Below are 18,538 nucleotides of genomic sequence, written 5' to 3'. Positions count from 1 at the left end.
CTGCGTGGGCCGCCGGCAGTTAGACGGCGTTGTCCGCCTTCCCCACGCGCGGCTGGTAGGTGCCGGAGTCCGCGATGTCCGACTTGGAGTAGTCCTTCAGACCCAGCGAGGCCGCAATGGTGATCAGGGCCGAGACCAGGATGTACACGGATACGGCGTAGCCCGTGCCGAAGCTGTGCAGCAGGACCGTTGCGATCAACGCGGCCGGCCCGCCGGCGACAATGGACGCGAGCTGGTAGCCCAGGCCGGCGCCGGTGTACCGGAGTTCCGTCGGAAAGTTCTCCGCAATGATCGACGCCTGGGGGCCGTACTGCATGGCGTGCGGGATGAGCGCCACGGACAGGGCGATGAAGACCAGCCAGGACGCACCGCTGTCCAGCAGCGCGAAGTAGACAAAGCCCCACACGCCGGTGATGGCGGCGCCGAGCTGGTAGATCCGCAGGCGGTTCCGCTTGTCCGAGAGGTGCCCGAAGTAGGGCACGAAGAACAGTTCCAGCGCCGCGGCGACCATGGTGCCGATCAGGACGAAGTTGTAGCTGTAGTTATGGTTCTTGTCCGTCAGGTAGGACAGCACGAAGGCCGTCACGATGTAGAACGGCATCTGCTCGGACATGCGCAGCAGCGCCGAAAGCACGATTTCCTTGGGGTAGCGCCTGATGACCTCCAGGACGGGTGCCTTCTGGGTCTTTTCGGTCCGGACCACCTCGGCGAACATGGGCGTTTCCATGATCCTGATCCGGATGTAGAGGCCGATTGCGACCAGCACCAGGCTCAACAGGAAGGGTATGCGCCAGCCCCAGGCGATGAACGCGTCCGTGCCCATGATGCCGTTGAACAGCGCCATGAGTCCGGTGGACAGGATGATGCCGATGGCGACGCCAAGCTGGGGCCAGCTGGCCATCAGCCCGCGGCGTTTCTGGTTGCCCCATTCCATGGAAAGCAGGATGGAGCCGCCCCACTCCCCGCCGACGGCGATGCCCTGAAGTACGCGCAGCAGGATCAGGACGGCCGGTGCGGCGTCGCCCCACGAGCCCGCGCCGGGCAGCACGCCAATCAGCGCCGTGGAGATCCCCATGATCAGCAACGTGGTGATCAGCATCGCCTTACGGCCGATCCTATCCCCCCAGTGCCCGAATATTGCCGCGCCAATGGGGCGCGCCACGAAGCCGACAAAGTAGGAGGCAAAGGAGGCGATCAAGCCGAGGTAGGGGGACATGTTGGGAAAGAAGACGTGCGGGAACACCAATGCCGCCGCCGCGCCGTAGAGGAAATAGTCATACCATTCAATGGTTGTGCCAATGGTGCTGGCGACTGCCGCCTTTCGCACCTGGCTTCTGTGTTCCTGGCTGCTGATCGCAACTGGTTCCGGCGTGGCCATGGTTTGTCCCGCTTTCAAGAAGTGAATCGCTTAGACGTTTTCCCCCACATTTCTGTCTTAATGAGCGTTGAAAGGTTTGTCAAGGAAATCTGAAGGATTCCTGCGCGGCAGCTGGATTCGCTGACGGGCCCGTTGCGGGGGGCCGCCCGGCACCGGATAAGCTCGTTTCATGAGTTTGATTCGCACCGCATCCCCCGCCGACGTCCCCGCCATCCTTGACATGATCCACGACCTTGCCGCCTATGAAAAGGAGCCGGACGCCGTGGTCAACGACCAGGAGATGCTTCGCGCGCACCTCTTCGGCGACAACCCGCAGGTCTATGCCCACGTGGTGGACAGCCCCGTTGCCGGCGGGCCCATCCTCGGCTTCGCGCTCTGGTTCCTGAACTACTCCACGTGGGAAGGCACCCACGGCATCCACCTCGAGGACCTGTACGTGCGCCCTGAGGCCCGCGGCGGCGGCCACGGCAAGGCGCTGCTGCGAACGTTGGCGGGGATCGCCGTCGAGCGCGGCTACGCGCGGGTGGAGTGGAGCGTGCTGGACTGGAACGAGCCGTCCATCAACTTCTACAGGTCCCTCGGGGCCGCACCCATGGACGGCTGGCACGTGTTCAGGCTCGACGGCGATGCGCTGGGTTCCTTTGGTGCCCCCGCCGCCGTGCGGGCCGGCGCATGAGCGCGGGCAGCAGCTACGTGGTGCGCGGGACGGCCCTGCGCGACCACTGGTTTGATGCCCCGCTGGACCATGCCGACCCCTCCGGGCCGGCCATCAGGCTTTTTGCCCGCGAGATCTACGATCCCGCGCTGGAGTCCGGGAACCTGCCCTGGCTGCTGTTTCTGCAGGGCGGCCCGGGCGGCCGCGGCAACCGGCCGCTGGGCCTGTCCGGCTGGCTGCGGGAGGCGTCCAAAAGCTTCCGGGTGCTCATGCTGGACCAGCGCGGCACCGGCCTTTCCACACCCGCATCCCGGCAGACCCTGCCGCTGGTGGGCGGCGCGGCAGCGCAGGCCGACTACCTCTCACACTTCCGCGCCACCGACATCGTGGCCGACGCCGAACTGATCCGCGCACAACTGGGTTCGGGCCCGTGGTCCATCTTCGGCCAGAGCTACGGGGGCTTCTGCGCCTTGACCTACCTTTCCTTCGCCCCGGAAGGGTTGAAGGAGGTGCTCATCACCGGCGGCCTGGGTCCGCTTGCCGGGCCGGCGGACCAGGTGTATGAGGCCACGTTTGGCCGCCTGCGCGCCCGGAACGCCGAATACTTTGCCCGCTACCCGCAGGACCGTGCCGTCGCAACCCGGATCATGGACCATGTCCGGAACGTGGCGGAGTTCCTGCCCACCGGCGAACGGCTCACCCCGGAGCGCGTGCAGATGCTGGGGAACTACTTTGGCGGGAACACGCGCATCGATGCCCTCCACTATTTGTTCGAGGACGCGTTTGTCCCCACACCCGACGGCGACCGGCTCTCCGACGGGTTTCTCACCCAGATGTCGGCCCAGGTCAGCCGTGCCGCCAACCCTCTTTACGCGCTCATGCACGAGTCCATCTACGTCCAGGGCGCGGCCAGCAACTGGGCCGCGGCGCGCGTGCTGGCCGGCCACCCGGAGTTCCACCCGGACGCGCCGGAGCCGCTGCTCACGGGCGAGGCCGTGTACCCGTGGTACTTCGAACAGGACCCTGCGCTGGTGCCGCTGCGCGGGGTGGCGGAGCTTTTGGCCGTCCGCAGCGATGGCTGGGGTCCGCTGTACGACCCCGCCCAGCTCGCGCGCAACACTGTCCCCGCGGCCGCGGCCGTCTATGCGGAGGACATCTACGTGGACCGGGACATTTCCCTGGCCACTGCCGCCTCCGTGCGGGGCCTGCAGGTCTGGGAAAGCGCCGACTTCCACCACGACGGCATTGCCGACGACGGCGAGGGCATCTTCGCCCGCCTCCTGTCGATGGTCCGCGGGGACGCGGGCTGACCCGCGTCAGCCCGCGTCGTGCGGCTGCCGTTCCTGCTTCCTGGCGTGGATCAGGCTCGCGAAGACCGCCACGGCCATGGTGCCAAGGATGACGGCGAGGGAGAGGAAGGTGGGGATCTCGGGGGCCCAGGCGATGGACCGGCCGCCGTTGATGAACGGGAGCTCGTTGACGTGCATGGCGTGCAGCACCAGCTTCACGCCGATGAAGGCCAGAATGACTGAAAGCGCGTGCTTGAGATAGACAAGCCTGTCCATGAGGCCGCCCAGCAGGAAGTAGAGCTGGCGCAGGCCCATCAGCGCGAAGATGTTGGCTGTGAACACGATGAACGCGCTCTGGGTCAGGCCAAAGATCGCGGGGATGGAGTCGACGGCGAACAGCAGGTCGGTGACACCGATGGTCACAAACACCACCAGCATGGGTGTGAAGGTCCGCTTGCCGTCGACGGTGGTGCGGAGGCGGCCCTCGTCATAGACGTTCGTCATGGGGATGACGCGGCGCACGCCGCGGATCAGGAAGTTCTCCCTGTCCTCATCGTCCTCCTCGCTTTCCGGGCGGCTCTGCTTCCAGGCCGTCCACAGCAGGAACGCCCCGAAGACGTAGAAGATGGCGCTGAACTGTTCAATGACCACGGCGCCCACCATGATGAAGATGCCGCGCAGGACCAGCGCGATGATGATGCCCACCATCAGGACTTCCTGCTGGTAGCGGCGTGGCACGGAAAAGCGGGCCATGATGATGATGAAGACAAACAGGTTGTCGATGCTCAGGCTGTATTCGGTGACCCAGCCGGCCACGAACTGGGCGCCGAACTCGGGGCCGGTAAAGATGAACACCATTGCCGCAAACAGGAACGCGAGGGCCACGTAGAACCCGACCCACAGCCCGGCCTCCTTCATGGAGGGAATGTGCGGGCGCTTGATGACCAGCAGGAGGTCGGCGAGGAGGATGAGTCCCAGGACGGCGAAGGAGCCGACCTCGAACCAGAGGGGCAAATTGTGCATGGTGCACCTTTCAAGGCATGACGAAGAAACATAAGTCTCTCCGCCACCTTGGAGGTGGCCGCTGGGTCCGGCGCGGCAGCGGTGCCGCACGTGTTGACGAATCCAGCGCTTGGGATACTCCCCTACCTGCCCCAGTCTACCTGCTATTCGGCCGGGACCCTACGCGTGTCCGGCCGCACGCATTTGGCGCAGCTCCTTCTTCAGGTCGGCCACCTCGTCGCGCAGCCGGGCAGCCAGCTCGAAGTGCAGCTCGGCCGCGGCCCCGTGCATCTGGGCGGTCAGCTCCTCGATCAGGCCCATGAGTTCGCCGGCCGGCCGGGCGGCCAGCCCGTCGCGCCGCACGGACGGCTTGGCCGTTTCGCGCTTCGTGCGGGCCTCCTGGAGCAGCGCGGCGGTGTCGGCATCCTCCCGGGCGAGCTGGTCGGTGATGTCCGCGATCTTCTTGCGCAGCGGCTGCGGGTCAATGCCGCGTTCGGTGTTGTAGGCCACCTGGATGGCCCGGCGGCGGTTGGTCTCGTCGATGGCGAACTGCATGGAGTCGGTGATCCGGTCCGCGTACATGTGCACCTGGCCGGAGACGTTGCGGGCAGCACGCCCGATCGTTTGGATCAGCGAGGTCCCGGAACGCAGGAAACCCTCCTTGTCTGCGTCGAGGATGCTGACCAGGGACACCTCCGGCAGGTCCAGGCCCTCGCGGAGCAGGTTGATGCCGACCAGGACGTCAAAGACGCCCATGCGCAGCTCCCGCAGCAGTTCCACCCGCCGGAGCGTGTCCACGTCCGAGTGCAGGTATTGGACCTTGACGCCGTTGCCGAGCAGGTAGTCCGTGAGGTCCTCGGCCATCCGCTTGGTCAACGTGGTGACCAGCACACGCTCATTCTTCGCGGCCCGCTCCCGGATTTCACCGAGGAGGTCGTTGATCTGGTCCTTGGACGGCTTGACGATGATTTCCGGATCGATCAGGCCCGTGGGCCGGATGATCTGCTGGACGTAGCCGTCCGACTTCCCCAGCTCGTACTTCCCGGGCGTGGCGGACAGGTAGACGGTCTGGCCGACCCTGTCCAGGAATTCGTCCCATTTGAGCGGCCGGTTGTCCATGGCCGACGGCAGCCGGAAGCCGTGGTCCACCAGGGTGCGCTTGCGTGACATGTCGCCCTCGTACATGGCACCGATCTGGGGCACCGTGACGTGGGACTCGTCAATGACCAGCAGGAAATCGTCAGGGAAGTAGTCGAGGAGGCAGTGGGGGGCGGTTCCGGGCGCGCGGCCGTCAATGTGCCGCGAATAGTTTTCGATGCCGTTGCAGAACCCCATCTGCTCCATCATTTCCAGGTCGTACGTGGTGCGCATGCGCAGCCGCTGGGCCTCCAGCAGCTTGTTTTGGCTCTCCAGTTCCTTGGTGCGCACGGCCAGTTCGTCCTCGATCGCCTTCATGGCACGGGCCATGCGCTCCGGCCCGGCCACGTAGTGCGAGGCCGGAAAAACGTACATTTCCGTCTCTTCCCGGATGACCTGGCCGGTCAGCGGGTGCAGCGTGTAGATGTTCTCAATCTCGTCGCCAAAGAACTCGATGCGCAACGCCTGTTCCTCATACATCGGGATGATCTCCACGGTGTCACCGCGCACGCGGAACGTGCCCCGGTGGAAGTCGATGTCGTTGCGGGCGTACTGCATGCTGACGAATTTGCGCAGCAGGTCGTCGCGGTTCATCGTGGCGCCGCGCGTCAGCGTCACCATGCCGGAAACGTATTCCTCGGGCGTGCCCAGACCGTAGATGCAGGACACCGTGGCCACCACGATCACGTCGCGCCGGGTGAGCAGGGCGTTGGTGGCCGAGTGACGCAGACGCTCCACTTCCTCGTTGACCGAGGAGTCCTTTTCAATGAACGTGTCCGATTGCGGCACGTAGGCTTCCGGCTGGTAGTAGTCGTAGTAGGAGACAAAATATTCAACGGCGTTGTTGGGCAGCAGTTCCCGGAACTCGTTGGCCAGCTGCGCGGCAAGCGTCTTGTTCTGGACCATGACCAGCGTGGGCCGCTGCACCTGCTCGATCAGCCACGCGGCGGTGGCGGACTTTCCCGTGCCGGTGGCGCCCAGCAGGACAATGTCCTTCTCACCGTTGGTGATCCGTTCGGTGAGTTCCTTGATGGCCGTGGGCTGGTCGCCGGCCGGCTGGAAGTCGCTGATGACCTCAAAGGGGGCAACGACTCGGTTGATTTCCTGCGCAAGACTCATGGGCTTAAGGCTACTCCGGTTGCGGCACGGTCAGGATTCCTGGCTGGACCGCTGCAGCCGCCACCGTGCCATCTCCGGCACCGCCGAGGCAAACCACGGCTCCTTGGCATCGGCATAGGCGGCCGTGGTGGCGTCCCCAGCGTGTGCGGCGGCCAGCCCTCGCTTCATGGATTCGTAGCGCGCCCGGACGCCGGCGTCGGCCCGAAGCCAGTCCCGGAACGCCAGCGCGAGCAGGGCCGCCGGTGACCCGTCAACCCTGACGTGCAGGTTCACGGGGCGGCCGGGGTCGGCGGCGTTGTGGAAGCGCTTCTCCCACCGCTCCCCTGGACGGCCCCCGGCAAAGTCGTGCCCCGTGTCCCACCACTGTCCCGCTCTCCGCGGAAAGCCGGCCGCGGCCAGCGCCGGGGCCACCGCATCCGCGTCCGCCAGGGACTTCACACGCAGCTGCAGGTCAAGGACATCCTTGGCGGCCAGACCGGGGACGGACGTTGAACCGATGTGGTCCACGGCGACGCCGGCACACCCGGCCGCCTTCCCGATGCGGGCCGCCAGCCGGACTGCCTGGGCCGGCCAGGCCGGGTCCGGGCCCGTGATGGCGGGCGGGCCGGCAGGAACGGCTGGCACGCCGGCCGCCAGGTTGCGGGCAAACGGCACCAGCCGCGCCTCCCACAGCGCGTCAAGGGCCGCCAGCGCCGCCTCGGGGGTGCCGGAGTTGTCCAGCACGACGTCGGCCGCCGCGCGCCGTTGCGCGTCGCCGGCCTGCGCCGCCATGCGGGCCCTGGCGTCCCCGGGCGTCATCCCCCGGGCCTCCACCATCCGGGCCAGGCGCTGTTCCGCGGGCGCGTCGACCACCACCACCAGGTGGAAGTCGGCCCCCTGCCCGGTCTCCACGAGCAGGGGGATGTCCTGGACCACGATGGCACCCGGCCCGGCGTGGTCCTTCAGGTGCGCGGCCGCGGCCCGGACCAGCGGATGGACAATGGCGTTCAGTGCGGCGAGCCGGTCCTTGTCGGCGAAGACCAGGGAGCCCAGTTTGGGCCGGTCCAGCGCGCCGTCCGCCGCGAGGACCTGCGGGCCGAACTCGGCCGCGACGGCGGCCAGCCCGGGCGTGCCGGGCGCCACGACGTCCCTGGCCAGCCGGTCGGCGTCGACCAGCACCGCGCCCAGTTCACGGAAGCGCACGGACAGCAGGGACTTGCCGGCGGCGATGCCGCCCGTGAGACCAATCGAAAGCATTGACCAAGTGTAGCGGCGCCGTGTCACGGCTCAGCGTGCGGGCGGGATGTTCTGGTTGACGTGGAACACGTTCTGCGGATCATACTGGGCCTTGACACGCGCGAGCCTGGCGTAGTTTTCCCCGTAGGCTGCCCGGACGCGGGCGTCGCCCTCGTCGCCAAGGAAGTTCACATAGGCGCCGCCGGCCGAGGCCGGGTGCAGTTCCTCCCAGTAGCTGCGCGCCCAGGCCGTGATGGAGGAGGCCTGCGCGGGGTCGGGGTCGACGCCGACGATCACCCCGGCCCAGCCGCCGCCCCGGTAGGGGAACGCCGTGGCCGCCGCGTCAATGCGCGCAGCGGCGCCGTCCACAGGGTACAGGTGCATGGTGGAGTGGCCGGTCGGCAGCAGGGCGCCAAATTTTGCGTGGATGTCTATCGCGGTGTCGCTGATTTCCGTGAACATGTCCGCCTTCCAATACCATTGAAGCCCGGCCGGGTAGAACGGATCAAAGGCGCCCTGCAGCGCCGAGAACGGCATGCTCTGCAGGCCCACCAGCAGCGGCCGGCCAAATTCACGCACCGGCGCGGTCACGGCGTCGGCCTCGTCGGCCGGGCCCGTATAGCACCAAACCACGCCGCACGCCTTCCTGCCCCACAATTCTTCGGGGAACGGCGGCGCGGGCGGTATGGTCAGCAGGGCGATCCAACCGCTGAGCTCCTCCGGCAGGGCGGGCAGCAGCTCACGGTACCAGCGCATGACGTCCGGCGCGTCGGCCAGGTCGTAGAGGACCGGCCCGCCCACCACGGTGCCGTTGTCGCCGATGTCGTGGCAGGCGAAGCGGAACGAGGTGACGACGCCGAAGTTGCCGCCGCCGCCGCGCAGCGCCCAAAAGAGGTCGGAGTTATCGTGCGGCCCGGCCGTCACGAGCGTGCCGTCGGCAAGCACGACGTCGGCGCCGAGCAGGCTGTCCACGGTCAGCCCGTAGCGGCGGCTCAGGTATCCCACACCGCCGCCAAGGGTCAGGCCGCCGACGCCGGTGGAGGACAGGAAGCCGGATGGAACCGCCATGCCGAAGGGCACGGTGGCCGCGTCGACGTCGGCCCAGGTGCAGCCTCCGTCCACGCGGACTTCATGGGCGCCGGCGTCGACCTCGACGGCGCGCATGCCGGACAGATCCACGACGAGCGCATCGTCCCAGGTGCCGAGGCCGGCGGCATTGTGCCCGCCACCGCGCACCGCGAGGACAATGTCGTGCGCGGTCGCGAAGCGTACGCACTGTTGGACGTCGCCGGCGTCGGCGCACTTGGCGACCGCCAGCGGCCTGCGGTCAATCATGGCGTTGTAGACGGCGCGGGCCTCGTCGTAGCCCTCGTCGGCGGCTGAAATGAGGGTGCCGCGCAGTTGGGCGGCAAGGTCAGCGATGGGGGCGGCTGTGGATTTCATGGCGTACCCTTCCGGGGTTGTCGGCTGGTTGGCGGCACAGGGTCCGCCTGGATGTGGACAACGCTAGGCGTGCGGGCGTTCGCGTTGCGTTCGCCCGCACCTGCGTGCCTGCGGCGCGGGCTGGTCGTCACCGGGGCGGCAGCCGGCGCGCCAGCATGACGCTGTGCTGTTCCTGCGCCAGGTCCCGTGCCGTGTCGAGCAGCCGGGCCGCGGCGGCCGGTTCCGCCAGGAGCGCCCGGCGCCGCAGCACCTCGGGAAGCCACCAGAGGTCTCCGCGTGCCACTGCCGTCGACTGCGCGGCGGCCAGCACGGCGTCCGCCCCCACCGGTTGGCCGCAGGACTGCAGGGTGTCGGCCAGCAGGCACAGCCAGAACGGCATCCGGGCAAACGCCACCGTCGCGCGCAGCCCTCCGATCCCGCCCCGGATGGCTTCAAGGCCCGGTTCCCCGCCGGACAGCCATCCCCTCAGGATGGCGCCCCACTGCCCGTAGTAGGCAAAGTTGTACCGGGTGCATGTCTCCTCCAATGCCGCCGTCGTGCGGGCCAGCTCTCCAGCATCCGGACCTGCGCATTCGCGGGATGGCATGCCCATGGCCAGCAGCACAGCATGATAGGCCAGTGCCACGGCCAGGCTGTACGGGTGTCCGGAACGCTCGGCGCGGTCCACGGACGCGCGGGAGAGGGCCATCGCCCCCTCGCCATGGCCGGACAGCCAGAGGGCGTGCGCGCCCCAGGCCCGGCTGTGCACGTCGATGCGGGTGCCCAGAATGTACGACTGCGTGTCAGTGCCCAGCGCCCACGCGAGCCTGAAGTGTTGCACGGCCTCATCCAGACGGCCAAGGCTCGTGGCGGCTCCCGCGGCGGCGAAGTGCGCCTGCCCGGACAGCCCCGGCATGTCGCCGGCCAGCGCCAGGGCCCGCAGGGCAAGGGAGTGGGCAAGCTGCGTGTGCCCCTGGACGAACGTCGAGGCGAAGAGTCCTATCAGCGCCCGCGCCAGGTCCCTGGGCCGGTCAAGCCCTCCACACAGTTCGATGATGCGTTCGAGCGTCACGCGCAGTTGGGGGGATGAGTATCCGCGCAACGCAGTCAGCGGTGCGGGCATGCGCAGCAGTACGTCGAGTTCCTGGCCGGCGTTGCCGGCTCGGGGTTCCCGCGATGTGAGGAGGTTCAGTGCGTCCTGGTAGTCCGATATGGCGCGGGCATTGGCGAAGATGCTTGTCGCGGCGTCTCCTGCCTGCAGATAAAAGTGGACGGCCCGGTCCACGTTCCCACTCCTTCGGTACTGCTCTGCGAGTTGGGCTGCAACCGCCGTGGAATTGCCGGGGTGAAGCGCTTCCATGGCTTCGGCCAGGCGCCGGTGAAGCCGCCAGCGCTGGGGAGGCGAAGCCAGTTCATAAGCGCACTGGCGTAAGAGGTCGTGCGAGAAATCGTAGCCGCCGCGCTGTTCACGCAGGATCCGCAGCCGCCACAGTTCGTCAACGGCACGGACCAGCGCCTGTTCCTCGATGCCCGAGGCGCGGGCGATCAGTTCGAGCGGGAATTCCCGTCCGACGGCGGCCGCCAGCGTGGCCACGGTCCTGGCCTGGCGCGAGCATTGCGCCAGGCGCCGGTCCAGCAGTCCCTGGCCCGCGGTCGCGCCGGCAAGCACGTCGGCGAGGCTGGAGCCTGCCATGCCCCGGGCCGCTTCCACAACGTACAGCGGGTAGCCGCCGGTGGCGCCCTGCAGCAGGGATTCCTCCGCCGCAGTGAGCCTGCGGTCCAGGACGGACGCGGCAAGTTCCGCGGAGCTGGCTGCATCCAGTGGCGGCAGCTCCAGCTGTTCCGCCCAGCCGGCGTCGTGCAGGACCTCCAGTCCGGCCCGGGCCGCCGGGGCCCGCAGCAGGTCACCCGGGCGGACACCGGCCGCGACCAAGAGCCTTGCCGCCGGTGCATGGGCGAAGAGGAACGCCAGCCAGTCAAGGGACTCCTCGTCACACCACTGCAGGTCGTCAAGCACCAGCAGCGTGGGCCGGCCGGCGGCCAGGACCGCCTGGGAAACGCCTTCATAAAACGCCCGCCGGCGCCACGCGTCCGCCAGTGCGTTGTCCGGCCCGTTCACCACGTCCGGTTCCCGCCGCGGCGGGTCTCCACCGGTGTCCCGGGGCAGGAGCCTGGCCAGTTCCGTGGTCCAGGCACCATCGGCCGTGGCGGCGACGGCATCGAAGTCGGCGCTGCGCAGCCACTCAGACACCGGGGCGAGGGCCATCCGACCCACACCCCGGAAACACCGCGCGTAGGCCGTGGCGGCCCCTTCCGACGTGGCGGCGGCCAACAGGGACACCAGCAGGCGGGTCTTGCCCACGCCGGCTTCGCCGCGCACCACCACCAGGCCCGGCGCCCCGGCGGCGGCACGCGCCCACCGCTTCAGCAGCAGCCTTTCTTCGCGCCCACGTCCCACCGGGGGCCTTGAGCCGGGGCCCGGCGCGAGCGCCATGACGGCACGCCCGCCGTCGGGCCGGCCGACAGGCAGGTGGCCGAGCAGCCGGCGGGCGAGCTCCTTGGTGCGCCATCCGGGCTTCACGTGCAGTTCCTGTTCGAGGACCGACGCGCACCGGTGATAGGTCCCCAGCGCGGCCGCCGCGTCGCCGGCCCGGCACTGCAGTTCCATCAGTGTTTGGTACCCGGCCTCCTCCAGCGGTTCCAGCTGCAGCCGTCGCCGGGCGGCCCCGAGCGCGCCGTGCAGGTCAGTGTCCGGGGCGCGCGCGACGAGGTCGCACAGTTCCACGCACTGCCGGTGAAGCCGCTCCCGTTCCACCAGGACCCAATCGGAATACATGCCGGGCAGCAGCTGTCCCTTGTAGGCGCCGATCGCGGCAGCAGCGTGCAGGCGGCCCCCGCCGGGGTCGCGTTCCCGTGCCAAGCGAAGCGCCAGTTCCCGGTGCCGCATGAAGTCGTACACATCCGAGCGCGAGCCATCCCCCTCCCGCCACAGCAGTGCGGCGCCATCCGCCTGGATGAGGTGGGCAAGCCCTGGCAGCTGGCGCAGGCCGTGCAACTCGCGACGGAGGTTGGTCCGCGACTGGCCTTCGGAGGAATCGGGCCAGATGAGCCCCGCAAGCCGTACGCGTTCCTGCGGGAGGCCCGCGTGGAGCACAAGGAAGGCCAGAATTTCCAGCGCGCGCCCCGACACCAGCGACGGCGCTGGCGCCGCCCCTTCAAAACTCACGCGCTGCTCTCCCAGGAATTCAAGTCGCAACATGACTCAACGCCCTTAGGCCGCAAAGGACTGACCGGTCCCCACCATTCTTCCACCGGCCGCCCGCCGCCATCAAGAAAGGAATGCTGCCCGTGGCCGCGGCTAGTATGGCGGGGTGACCCCTCCCTCGACGCCTGTCGTTCCCAACAGCTACGCAACCTTGGCCGCGGGGGCGGATTTCCGCCACGAGCTCGCCATCAAGCGTTCTCGCTTCATCACGGTCCTGCGCCGCGTGGGCGACGAGGCTGCTGCCCGCGGGCTGATCACCGAGCTGCGGCGCGAGTTTTCCGATGCCCGCCACCACTGCTCCGCGTTTGTGTTGGGGGCGGACAGGGCGGTGCAACGCTCGAACGACGACGGCGAACCCTCCGGCACGGCGGGGCAGCCGATGCTTGATGCCCTGTTAAAGCGCGAAACCGGGACCGCAGCGGCCCCCGCCGCCGACCTCAGTGACGTTTGCGCCGTCGTCGTCCGCTATTTTGGCGGGATCCTGCTGGGCGCGGGCGGACTGGTGCGGGCATATTCGGAGTCGGTCAGCTCGGCGCTTGAGCTGGCGCCCCTGGTCCGCCGGGACCGGATGCAGCGCTTCACGGTCTCCGCCCCGCACGCGGCGGCGGGGCGGCTGGAAAACGAGCTCCGCAGTGCCGGTTACGTCATGACGGGCAACAGTTACGATGCCGACGGGACAAAGGTGGGACTGGCCATGGCCGACGATGCTGCCGTGATTGCTGCTGCACAGGAACGCCTGGCGTCTTTGACGTCGGGCGAAGGCGCCCTGGTCGCGGCCGGCCGCGACTGGGTGGACACCCCGCTCCCACGGGGCAGCCGCTAGCCGGCCACTGCTGGGTTTCCCCCCGGGCCGGGGCGCCGCGGGTTAAAGGGAGCGGGTCCCCCACCCGGAGGTGGAGGACCCGCTGAACTGCACCCGCCTTGGCGGATTAGTTTCCGGTGAGCTTCTCGCGCAGTGCGGCAAGGGCCTCGTCGGAAGCAAGCGTGCCGGCACCGGTGTCGGTTGCGGCGGGCTCGGACGAGTAGCTGGTCCCTGCGGACTCGCCGGCCTCGCTGCCGTCAGCTGCCGCATCTTCCGCGGCATGCTGGGACACCTGCTTCTTGTGGGCTTCCCAACGTGCCTGGGCGTCAGCGTACTGCTGCTCCCATACGGCGCGCTGGGTCTCGTAGCCTTCGAGCCATTCGTTCGACTCGGGGTCGAAGCCCTCGGGGTACTTGTAGTTGCCTTCTTCGTCGTACTCGGCAACCATGCCGTACAGGGCGGGGTCGAACTCGGTGGAGTCGATGTCCACGCCTTCGTTGGCCTGCTTGAGCGACAGCGAGATGCGGCGGCGTTCCAGGTCGATGTCGATGACCTTGACGAACAGTTCGTCGCCCACGGAGACAACCTGCTCGGCCAGCTCCACGTGGCGCACGGCCAGCTCGGAGATGTGGACCAGGCCTTCGATGCCGTCTTCGACGCGGACGAACGCACCGAACGGAACCAGCTTCGTGACCTTACCCGGCACAACCTGCCCCAGGGCGTGGGTGCGGGCGAAGGTCTGCCACGGGTCTTCCTGCGTTGCCTTGAGCGAGAGCGAAACACGCTCGCGGTCCAGGTCCACTTCGAGCACCTCGACGGTGACTTCCTGGCCAACTTCGACAACCTCGGAGGGGTGGTCGATGTGCTTCCAGGACAGCTCGGAAACGTGGACGAGGCCGTCTACGCCGCCCAGGTCCACGAAGGCACCGAAGTTGACGATGGAGGACACGACGCCGGGACGGACCTGGCCCTTTTCCAGCTTGTTGAGGAACGTGGAGCGGACCTCGGACTGGGTCTGCTCCAGCCAGGCACGGCGGGAAAGCACCACGTTGTTGCGGTTCTTGTCCAGCTCGATGATCTTGGCTTCGATCTGCTGGCCGATGTACGGAGCGAGGTCGCGCACGCGGCGCATCTCGACGAGCGACGCGGGCAGGAAGCCGCGCAGGCCGATGTCGAGGATAAGACCACCCTTGACCACCTCGATGACGGTACCGGTGACGACGCCGTCTTCTTCCTTGACCTTCTCGATATCGCCCCAGGCACGCTCGTACTGCGCGCGCTTCTTGGAGAGGATGAGACGGCCTTCCTTGTCTTCCTTCGTGAGGACCAGGGCTTCGACCTGATCGCCCACGGCGACAACGTCACCGGGGTCGACGTCGTGCTTGATGGAAAGCTCGCGGGAGGGGATGACGCCTTCGGTCTTGTAACCGATGTCGAGCAGAACTTCGTCGCGGTCAACCTTGACAACTACACCTTCGACGAGATCGCCGTCGTTGAAGTACTTGATGGTTGCGTCCACTGCGGCGAGGAATTCTTCAGCAGTACCGATGTCGTTGATGGCAACAACAGGCGTGGTACCAGTCTTCTCGGGGGTCGTGATGGTCATGTAGTAGGGGCTCCGATGTGGATAGTTGGCTTCGCCGGGACGTAGTCCCGGAATTATTATGGTTGCAGGGGTTCCTGCGGATGATACCTGCGGACAGCGCGCGGTGACGTACCCGTTTCGGGGCACAAACCACGCATTACACGCCCGTTTAGTCTAGTGGCCCACGCCAAGGAGCGCAAAATGCCGGCACGACGGCGATAATGGCGTTTGTGGACAATTCGACCCTTCTCGTGCTTGGCCCGAGCGCGTGGGTCCTGCTGGCGGTATTGCTGGCCCTGGCCGCCGTCGTGTGGCGTGTCTGGCTGGACCGGCCGCCGGCCCAGATGGTGGTGGCGGGGTGCCGCGCCCTCATCCAGCTGACCGTCGTCGCCCTGGTCATCGCGTTCCTCGCCAATCGCGGCGCCTGGGCCTTTGCCTTTGTGACGCTCATGTTTCTGGTCGGGGTCTGGACGTGCGGGCGCCGGGTTGCACGGCAGGGCCGGTGGTGGCTGGCGGCTCTCCCCCTGGCTGCCGGCGTGGTGCCTGTTGCCGCCCTGATGTTCGCCGCAGGCGTGCTGCCGTTTTCGGCCCTGGCCATCATCGCCGTGCTGGGCCAGCAGATTGGCGGGGCCATGTCCACCGTGACGCTCAGCGGCCGTCGCGTTGAGGACGAGCTGCTGGTACGGCGTGGTGAAGTGGAGGCGGCCGTGGCGCTGGGGTTCATGTGGCCGGCCGCCCGGCTGATGGTGGGCCGGCCCGTGGCCGGGGAGGCGGTGCTGCCTTCCGTCGACCAGACCCGCACCGCCGGGCTGGTGACGCTCCCGGGCGCGTTCGTCGGCATGATCCTGGGCGGTGCCGCGCCGCTGGATGCCGGGCTGATCCAGCTGCTGGTGTTGATTTCGCTGCTTCTGGTCAACTCCCTGGCCGCTGCAACGACGCTGTGGCTCAGCTGCCGCGGCGCGTGGTGGGCCGGCCCGGACCGCTCCGTGCCCTAGTCCGGATTTCCCTAGTCCGGGTTGCCGAGCACCACGTGGGACCGGCTGTGGGTGAGGTAGTCATCCGCCCAGGAAATGAGTGCGCTCACGCGCTGGCGGTTGCCGGACAGCAAGACCACATGCACGCCGAGCCAGGCAAGGAAGGCGAGGGGCCCCTGTACCTGCAGTCGCTTGCGGCCAATCTCGGCCACCGCGGCGCCACGGCCGATCATGGCCATGTAGCCCTTGTCCAGATAGGCGAAAGGTTCCCGCGTCCCGCCGCGGAGATCGGCGTGGATGTTCCGTGCGGCCCACTTGCCCGCTTGCTGGGCACACGAGCCCAGCTGCGGAAGCTTCTCACCGCGGGCGTCGGTCATGTTGGCGGCATCGCCCAGGACATAGACGCCCGTGGACCCCGGGGCGGTGAGGTCCGGGTTGACATCAATACGGCCGCCGCGCCCTTGTTCGAGGCCGGACTGGGCGACGACGGCGCCGGCCTTCAGGCCGCCGGCCCAGACCACGATCTGGCTGGGCAGGGAGGTGCCATCGGCAAAGTCCACCCCGTCCGGGCGGACTTCCGTCACGCCCGAGCCCATCTTGAGCCGGACGCCCGCCTGCTGCAGCCGCCGGGTGGCATAGCTCTTGTTTTTGTCTGAAAACGGGCCCAAAATGCTCGGCACCATGTCGACCAGGTGGACGCTGGACCTTGCCGCCACGCCGTCCGAATAGTATTTGGGCACCACATACCTGAAGTTTTCGGCGATGGCCCCGGCGGTTTCCACCCCCGTGGGTCCGCCGCCGACCACCACGACATGGACTCCGCGGCTTTCAGCCCCCTCACGCTGGGCCGCGTCAAGGGCCCGGACCATGGCATTGCCGAGGCGGACCGCGTCCGTCACGGAATACAGTGGGTAGGCGTGCTCTTCGGCGCCGGGGGTGTTGAAAAAGTTGGCTTCCGCGCCGGCGGCCAGGACCATGATCTGGGCGTGGAAGGTGTCGCCGTCGGCCGTTGTGACCGTGTGGGCGTGGACGTCGACGGCCTCCACCTTGGCGGTGAGCACGGTGGCGCTGCGGTAGCGCTGGAACATGCCGCGAAAAGTCCGGGTGACGTCGGAGACGCCGATCTGCGCCGTCGCCACCTGGTAGAGCAGCGGCTGGAACTGGTGGTAGTTGTGCTGGTCAATCAGGAGCACCTTCACGCCGCTGCGGCCCAGGGCCTTTACCGCTGCCACGCCGGCAAAGCCACCGCCGACCACAATCACCTCAAATGTCTTGTCCATTTACCCACCCTGCCACTCCTGTGGGCCTAATGCTAGAAGTTCGTCAGGCTGTGGGCGGAGTCGGGCCGGGCGAACAAGGCATCGAAGCGGGCGGCGGCGCCCGGATGTTCCTCCCGGAGCCGCCCCGCGGCGAGCAGCGTGCGTGCCGTGACCGCGCCCAGGTACAGGCTGGAGAGTTCGCTGACGCCCATGGACAGTTCCGCGGCGACGGAACCGTCCTCCGGGCAGCGGGTCACGGTCGCGGTGCCGTGGACCACGTCAATGCGGAAGATCCCTGAGGCATGCCCCAGCGGGTCCCCCACATGGATGGCCACGCGGCCGTCGGCGGCGTAGGGGCGGGCGGCCAGGGCCGCCGGTGCGTCCAGGATTCGCAGCCACAGGTGGTCCTCGGTTTCGGTCCGCTTGTAGTCCCGCTTGGCAGCCATGGCCCATTCCAGCGGATCCACCTCGGGCGCCATGTCCCAGGTGACGCGTTCGATCAGGTCCAGGGAGCCGAGGTAGTTCCAGAGGGCCAGATAGGCGCCCTCCCCCGCCGCCAGCAGGTCCACGATCTTGACCGTGGGTGGACGGGCGGCATCGTCCGGCTTATAGGTGACATAGCCGTCCACGGCGCCGGCGGAATCGTAGTGCAGGGCGGCCCGGATGTTTTTGGCAGGTTCCATGTCCGCGTAGTTGCCCTGCCCCGAGGCGACCAGGCGGTACATGTCGTGCCGGCCGATCGAGCCGTAGGTGGCGGCGTGGACGCGGGCAAAGATTTCATTGTGCAGGTCTCGCACGGCGAGGGCGTCGGCCACCTCCACCGTGCCCAGGGCCGCCGCTCCCGGATTGAGCAGAGTGATCCCGCCACGGCTGGCCACCTCCACCTGGCACACATGCGTGGCCACGCCGAAGCCGAACCGCCCGTAAATGACGGCTTCGGACGCCGTGAGCGCGGCGATCGGGATTCCCGCGGCCTTCGCCTGGGCCAGGTCCGAGCTGATCATGGCGCGCAGGATGCCGCGCCGGCGGTGGCTGGGGCGTACCGTGACGGCGGTGATCTGGTGCACCGGCAGGAGCGTGCCGCCGCCCACATTGAGGGTCTTGCGGTGGTAGGCATAGGTGGCCACGGGATACTCCGGACCCCACGCGCCCGCGGGCGCTGCGGCGTCGGTGAGGTAGGCCCCTGTTGCCATGCGCCCGTCCACCTGCTCCACGGCCGCAAACTTGGCGATGTCCTCCGGCGTGGGGGCGTTGCCGTAAAACCCCAGCGCCACCGCCTGTGTCCACGAGGCGACCTCTGCGGGGACTTCCCCGTCCACGAGGCGGACGGGGAAGGTGCGCAGTTCATAGGGGAACGGCCGCGGGTGGCGGGTGGATGGTTCGCGGTCCGTGCTCATGGTGGTTCCTTCCCTGGAGGGGCGGGGGCGTGCGGCGGG

13 protein-coding genes are annotated in these 18,538 nt (G+C 68.0%); 4 read left to right on the top strand and 9 right to left on the bottom strand.

All coding sequences use genetic code 11. The features are described from left to right. Positions 1–19 precede the first annotated feature (19 nt). Positions 20–1,327, bottom strand: a complete 1,308-nt coding sequence (locus DMB86_RS10955; RefSeq protein WP_227878320.1) for an MFS transporter — start codon at positions 1,325–1,327, stop codon at positions 20–22. 220 nt (positions 1,328–1,547) lie between these two features. Between DMB86_RS10955 and DMB86_RS10950 the strand changes: the two genes are divergently transcribed. Next, a complete protein-coding gene (locus DMB86_RS10950) occupies positions 1,548–2,054 on the top strand; it encodes a GNAT family N-acetyltransferase (RefSeq protein WP_113717844.1) in 507 nt (168 codons plus the stop codon). Beyond that, positions 2,051–3,343: an alpha/beta fold hydrolase gene (locus tag DMB86_RS10945; protein ID WP_113717841.1), complete on the top strand. Its 1,293-nt coding sequence runs from the start codon at positions 2,051–2,053 to the stop codon at positions 3,341–3,343. Before DMB86_RS10950 ends, DMB86_RS10945 begins: the two co-directional genes overlap by 4 nt. Positions 3,344–3,349: 6 nt before the next feature. Here the strand turns inward: DMB86_RS10945 and DMB86_RS10940 are convergent, their stop codons facing one another. From DMB86_RS10940 to DMB86_RS10920, 5 genes are all read right to left on the bottom strand, one after another. Further along, positions 3,350–4,345, bottom strand: coding sequence for a TerC family protein (locus tag DMB86_RS10940; RefSeq protein ID WP_113717840.1), 996 nt, complete (start codon positions 4,343–4,345; stop codon positions 3,350–3,352). Between the two features lie 159 nt (positions 4,346–4,504). Next, positions 4,505–6,580 carry an excinuclease ABC subunit UvrB gene (gene uvrB / locus DMB86_RS10935; protein ID WP_113717838.1) on the bottom strand — a complete coding sequence of 692 codons (2,076 nt, stop codon included), beginning with the start codon at positions 6,578–6,580 and terminating at the stop codon, positions 4,505–4,507. Between the two features lie 30 nt (positions 6,581–6,610). Continuing rightward, complete coding sequence (gene coaE / locus DMB86_RS10930) at positions 6,611–7,816, bottom strand: dephospho-CoA kinase (RefSeq protein ID WP_113717836.1); 1,206 nt, start codon at positions 7,814–7,816, stop codon at positions 6,611–6,613. A 30-nt stretch (positions 7,817–7,846) separates the two neighbouring features. Beyond that, entirely contained in the window at positions 7,847–9,238 is a 1,392-nt protein-coding gene (locus DMB86_RS10925; protein ID WP_113717833.1) for an FAD-binding oxidoreductase, read from the bottom strand. Between the two features lie 127 nt (positions 9,239–9,365). Continuing rightward, on the bottom strand, positions 9,366–12,476 hold the full coding sequence (locus tag DMB86_RS10920) for an ATP-binding protein (RefSeq protein WP_113717832.1): 3,111 nt from the start codon (positions 12,474–12,476) through the stop codon (positions 9,366–9,368). A 112-nt stretch (positions 12,477–12,588) separates the two neighbouring features. Between DMB86_RS10920 and DMB86_RS10915 the strand changes: the two genes are divergently transcribed. After that, positions 12,589–13,305, top strand: coding sequence for an IMPACT family protein (locus DMB86_RS10915; RefSeq protein ID WP_227878319.1), 717 nt, complete (start codon positions 12,589–12,591; stop codon positions 13,303–13,305). 106 nt (positions 13,306–13,411) lie between these two features. On the opposite strand, the gene rpsA is transcribed toward DMB86_RS10915, so the two are convergent. Beyond that, on the bottom strand, positions 13,412–14,890 hold the full coding sequence (gene rpsA / locus DMB86_RS10910; RefSeq protein WP_113717830.1) for a 30S ribosomal protein S1: 1,479 nt from the start codon (positions 14,888–14,890) through the stop codon (positions 13,412–13,414). Positions 14,891–15,099: 209 nt separating this feature from the next. Here rpsA and DMB86_RS10905 point away from each other — a divergent pair, with 209 nt between their 5' ends. Beyond that, positions 15,100–15,864: an ABC transporter permease gene (locus tag DMB86_RS10905; RefSeq protein ID WP_227878318.1), complete on the top strand. Its 765-nt coding sequence runs from the start codon at positions 15,100–15,102 to the stop codon at positions 15,862–15,864. An 11-nt stretch (positions 15,865–15,875) separates the two neighbouring features. Here the strand turns inward: DMB86_RS10905 and DMB86_RS10900 are convergent, their stop codons facing one another. Both DMB86_RS10900 and DMB86_RS10895 read right to left on the bottom strand, forming a co-directional pair. Further along, positions 15,876–17,123 carry an NAD(P)/FAD-dependent oxidoreductase gene (locus DMB86_RS10900; protein WP_113717826.1) on the bottom strand — a complete coding sequence of 416 codons (1,248 nt, stop codon included), beginning with the start codon at positions 17,121–17,123 and terminating at the stop codon, positions 15,876–15,878. A gap of 32 nt (positions 17,124–17,155) precedes the next feature. Continuing rightward, positions 17,156–18,499 carry a GNAT family N-acetyltransferase gene (locus tag DMB86_RS10895; RefSeq protein ID WP_113717824.1) on the bottom strand — a complete coding sequence of 448 codons (1,344 nt, stop codon included), beginning with the start codon at positions 18,497–18,499 and terminating at the stop codon, positions 17,156–17,158. Between the last annotated feature and the right edge of the window lie 39 nt (positions 18,500–18,538).

Origin of the sequence: Arthrobacter dokdonellae, from assembly GCF_003268655.1 — a bacterium.
Taxonomy (GTDB): Bacteria; Actinomycetota; Actinomycetes; order Actinomycetales; family Micrococcaceae; genus Specibacter; species Specibacter dokdonellae.
This window is presented reverse-complemented; position numbering and strand designations above follow the sequence as displayed.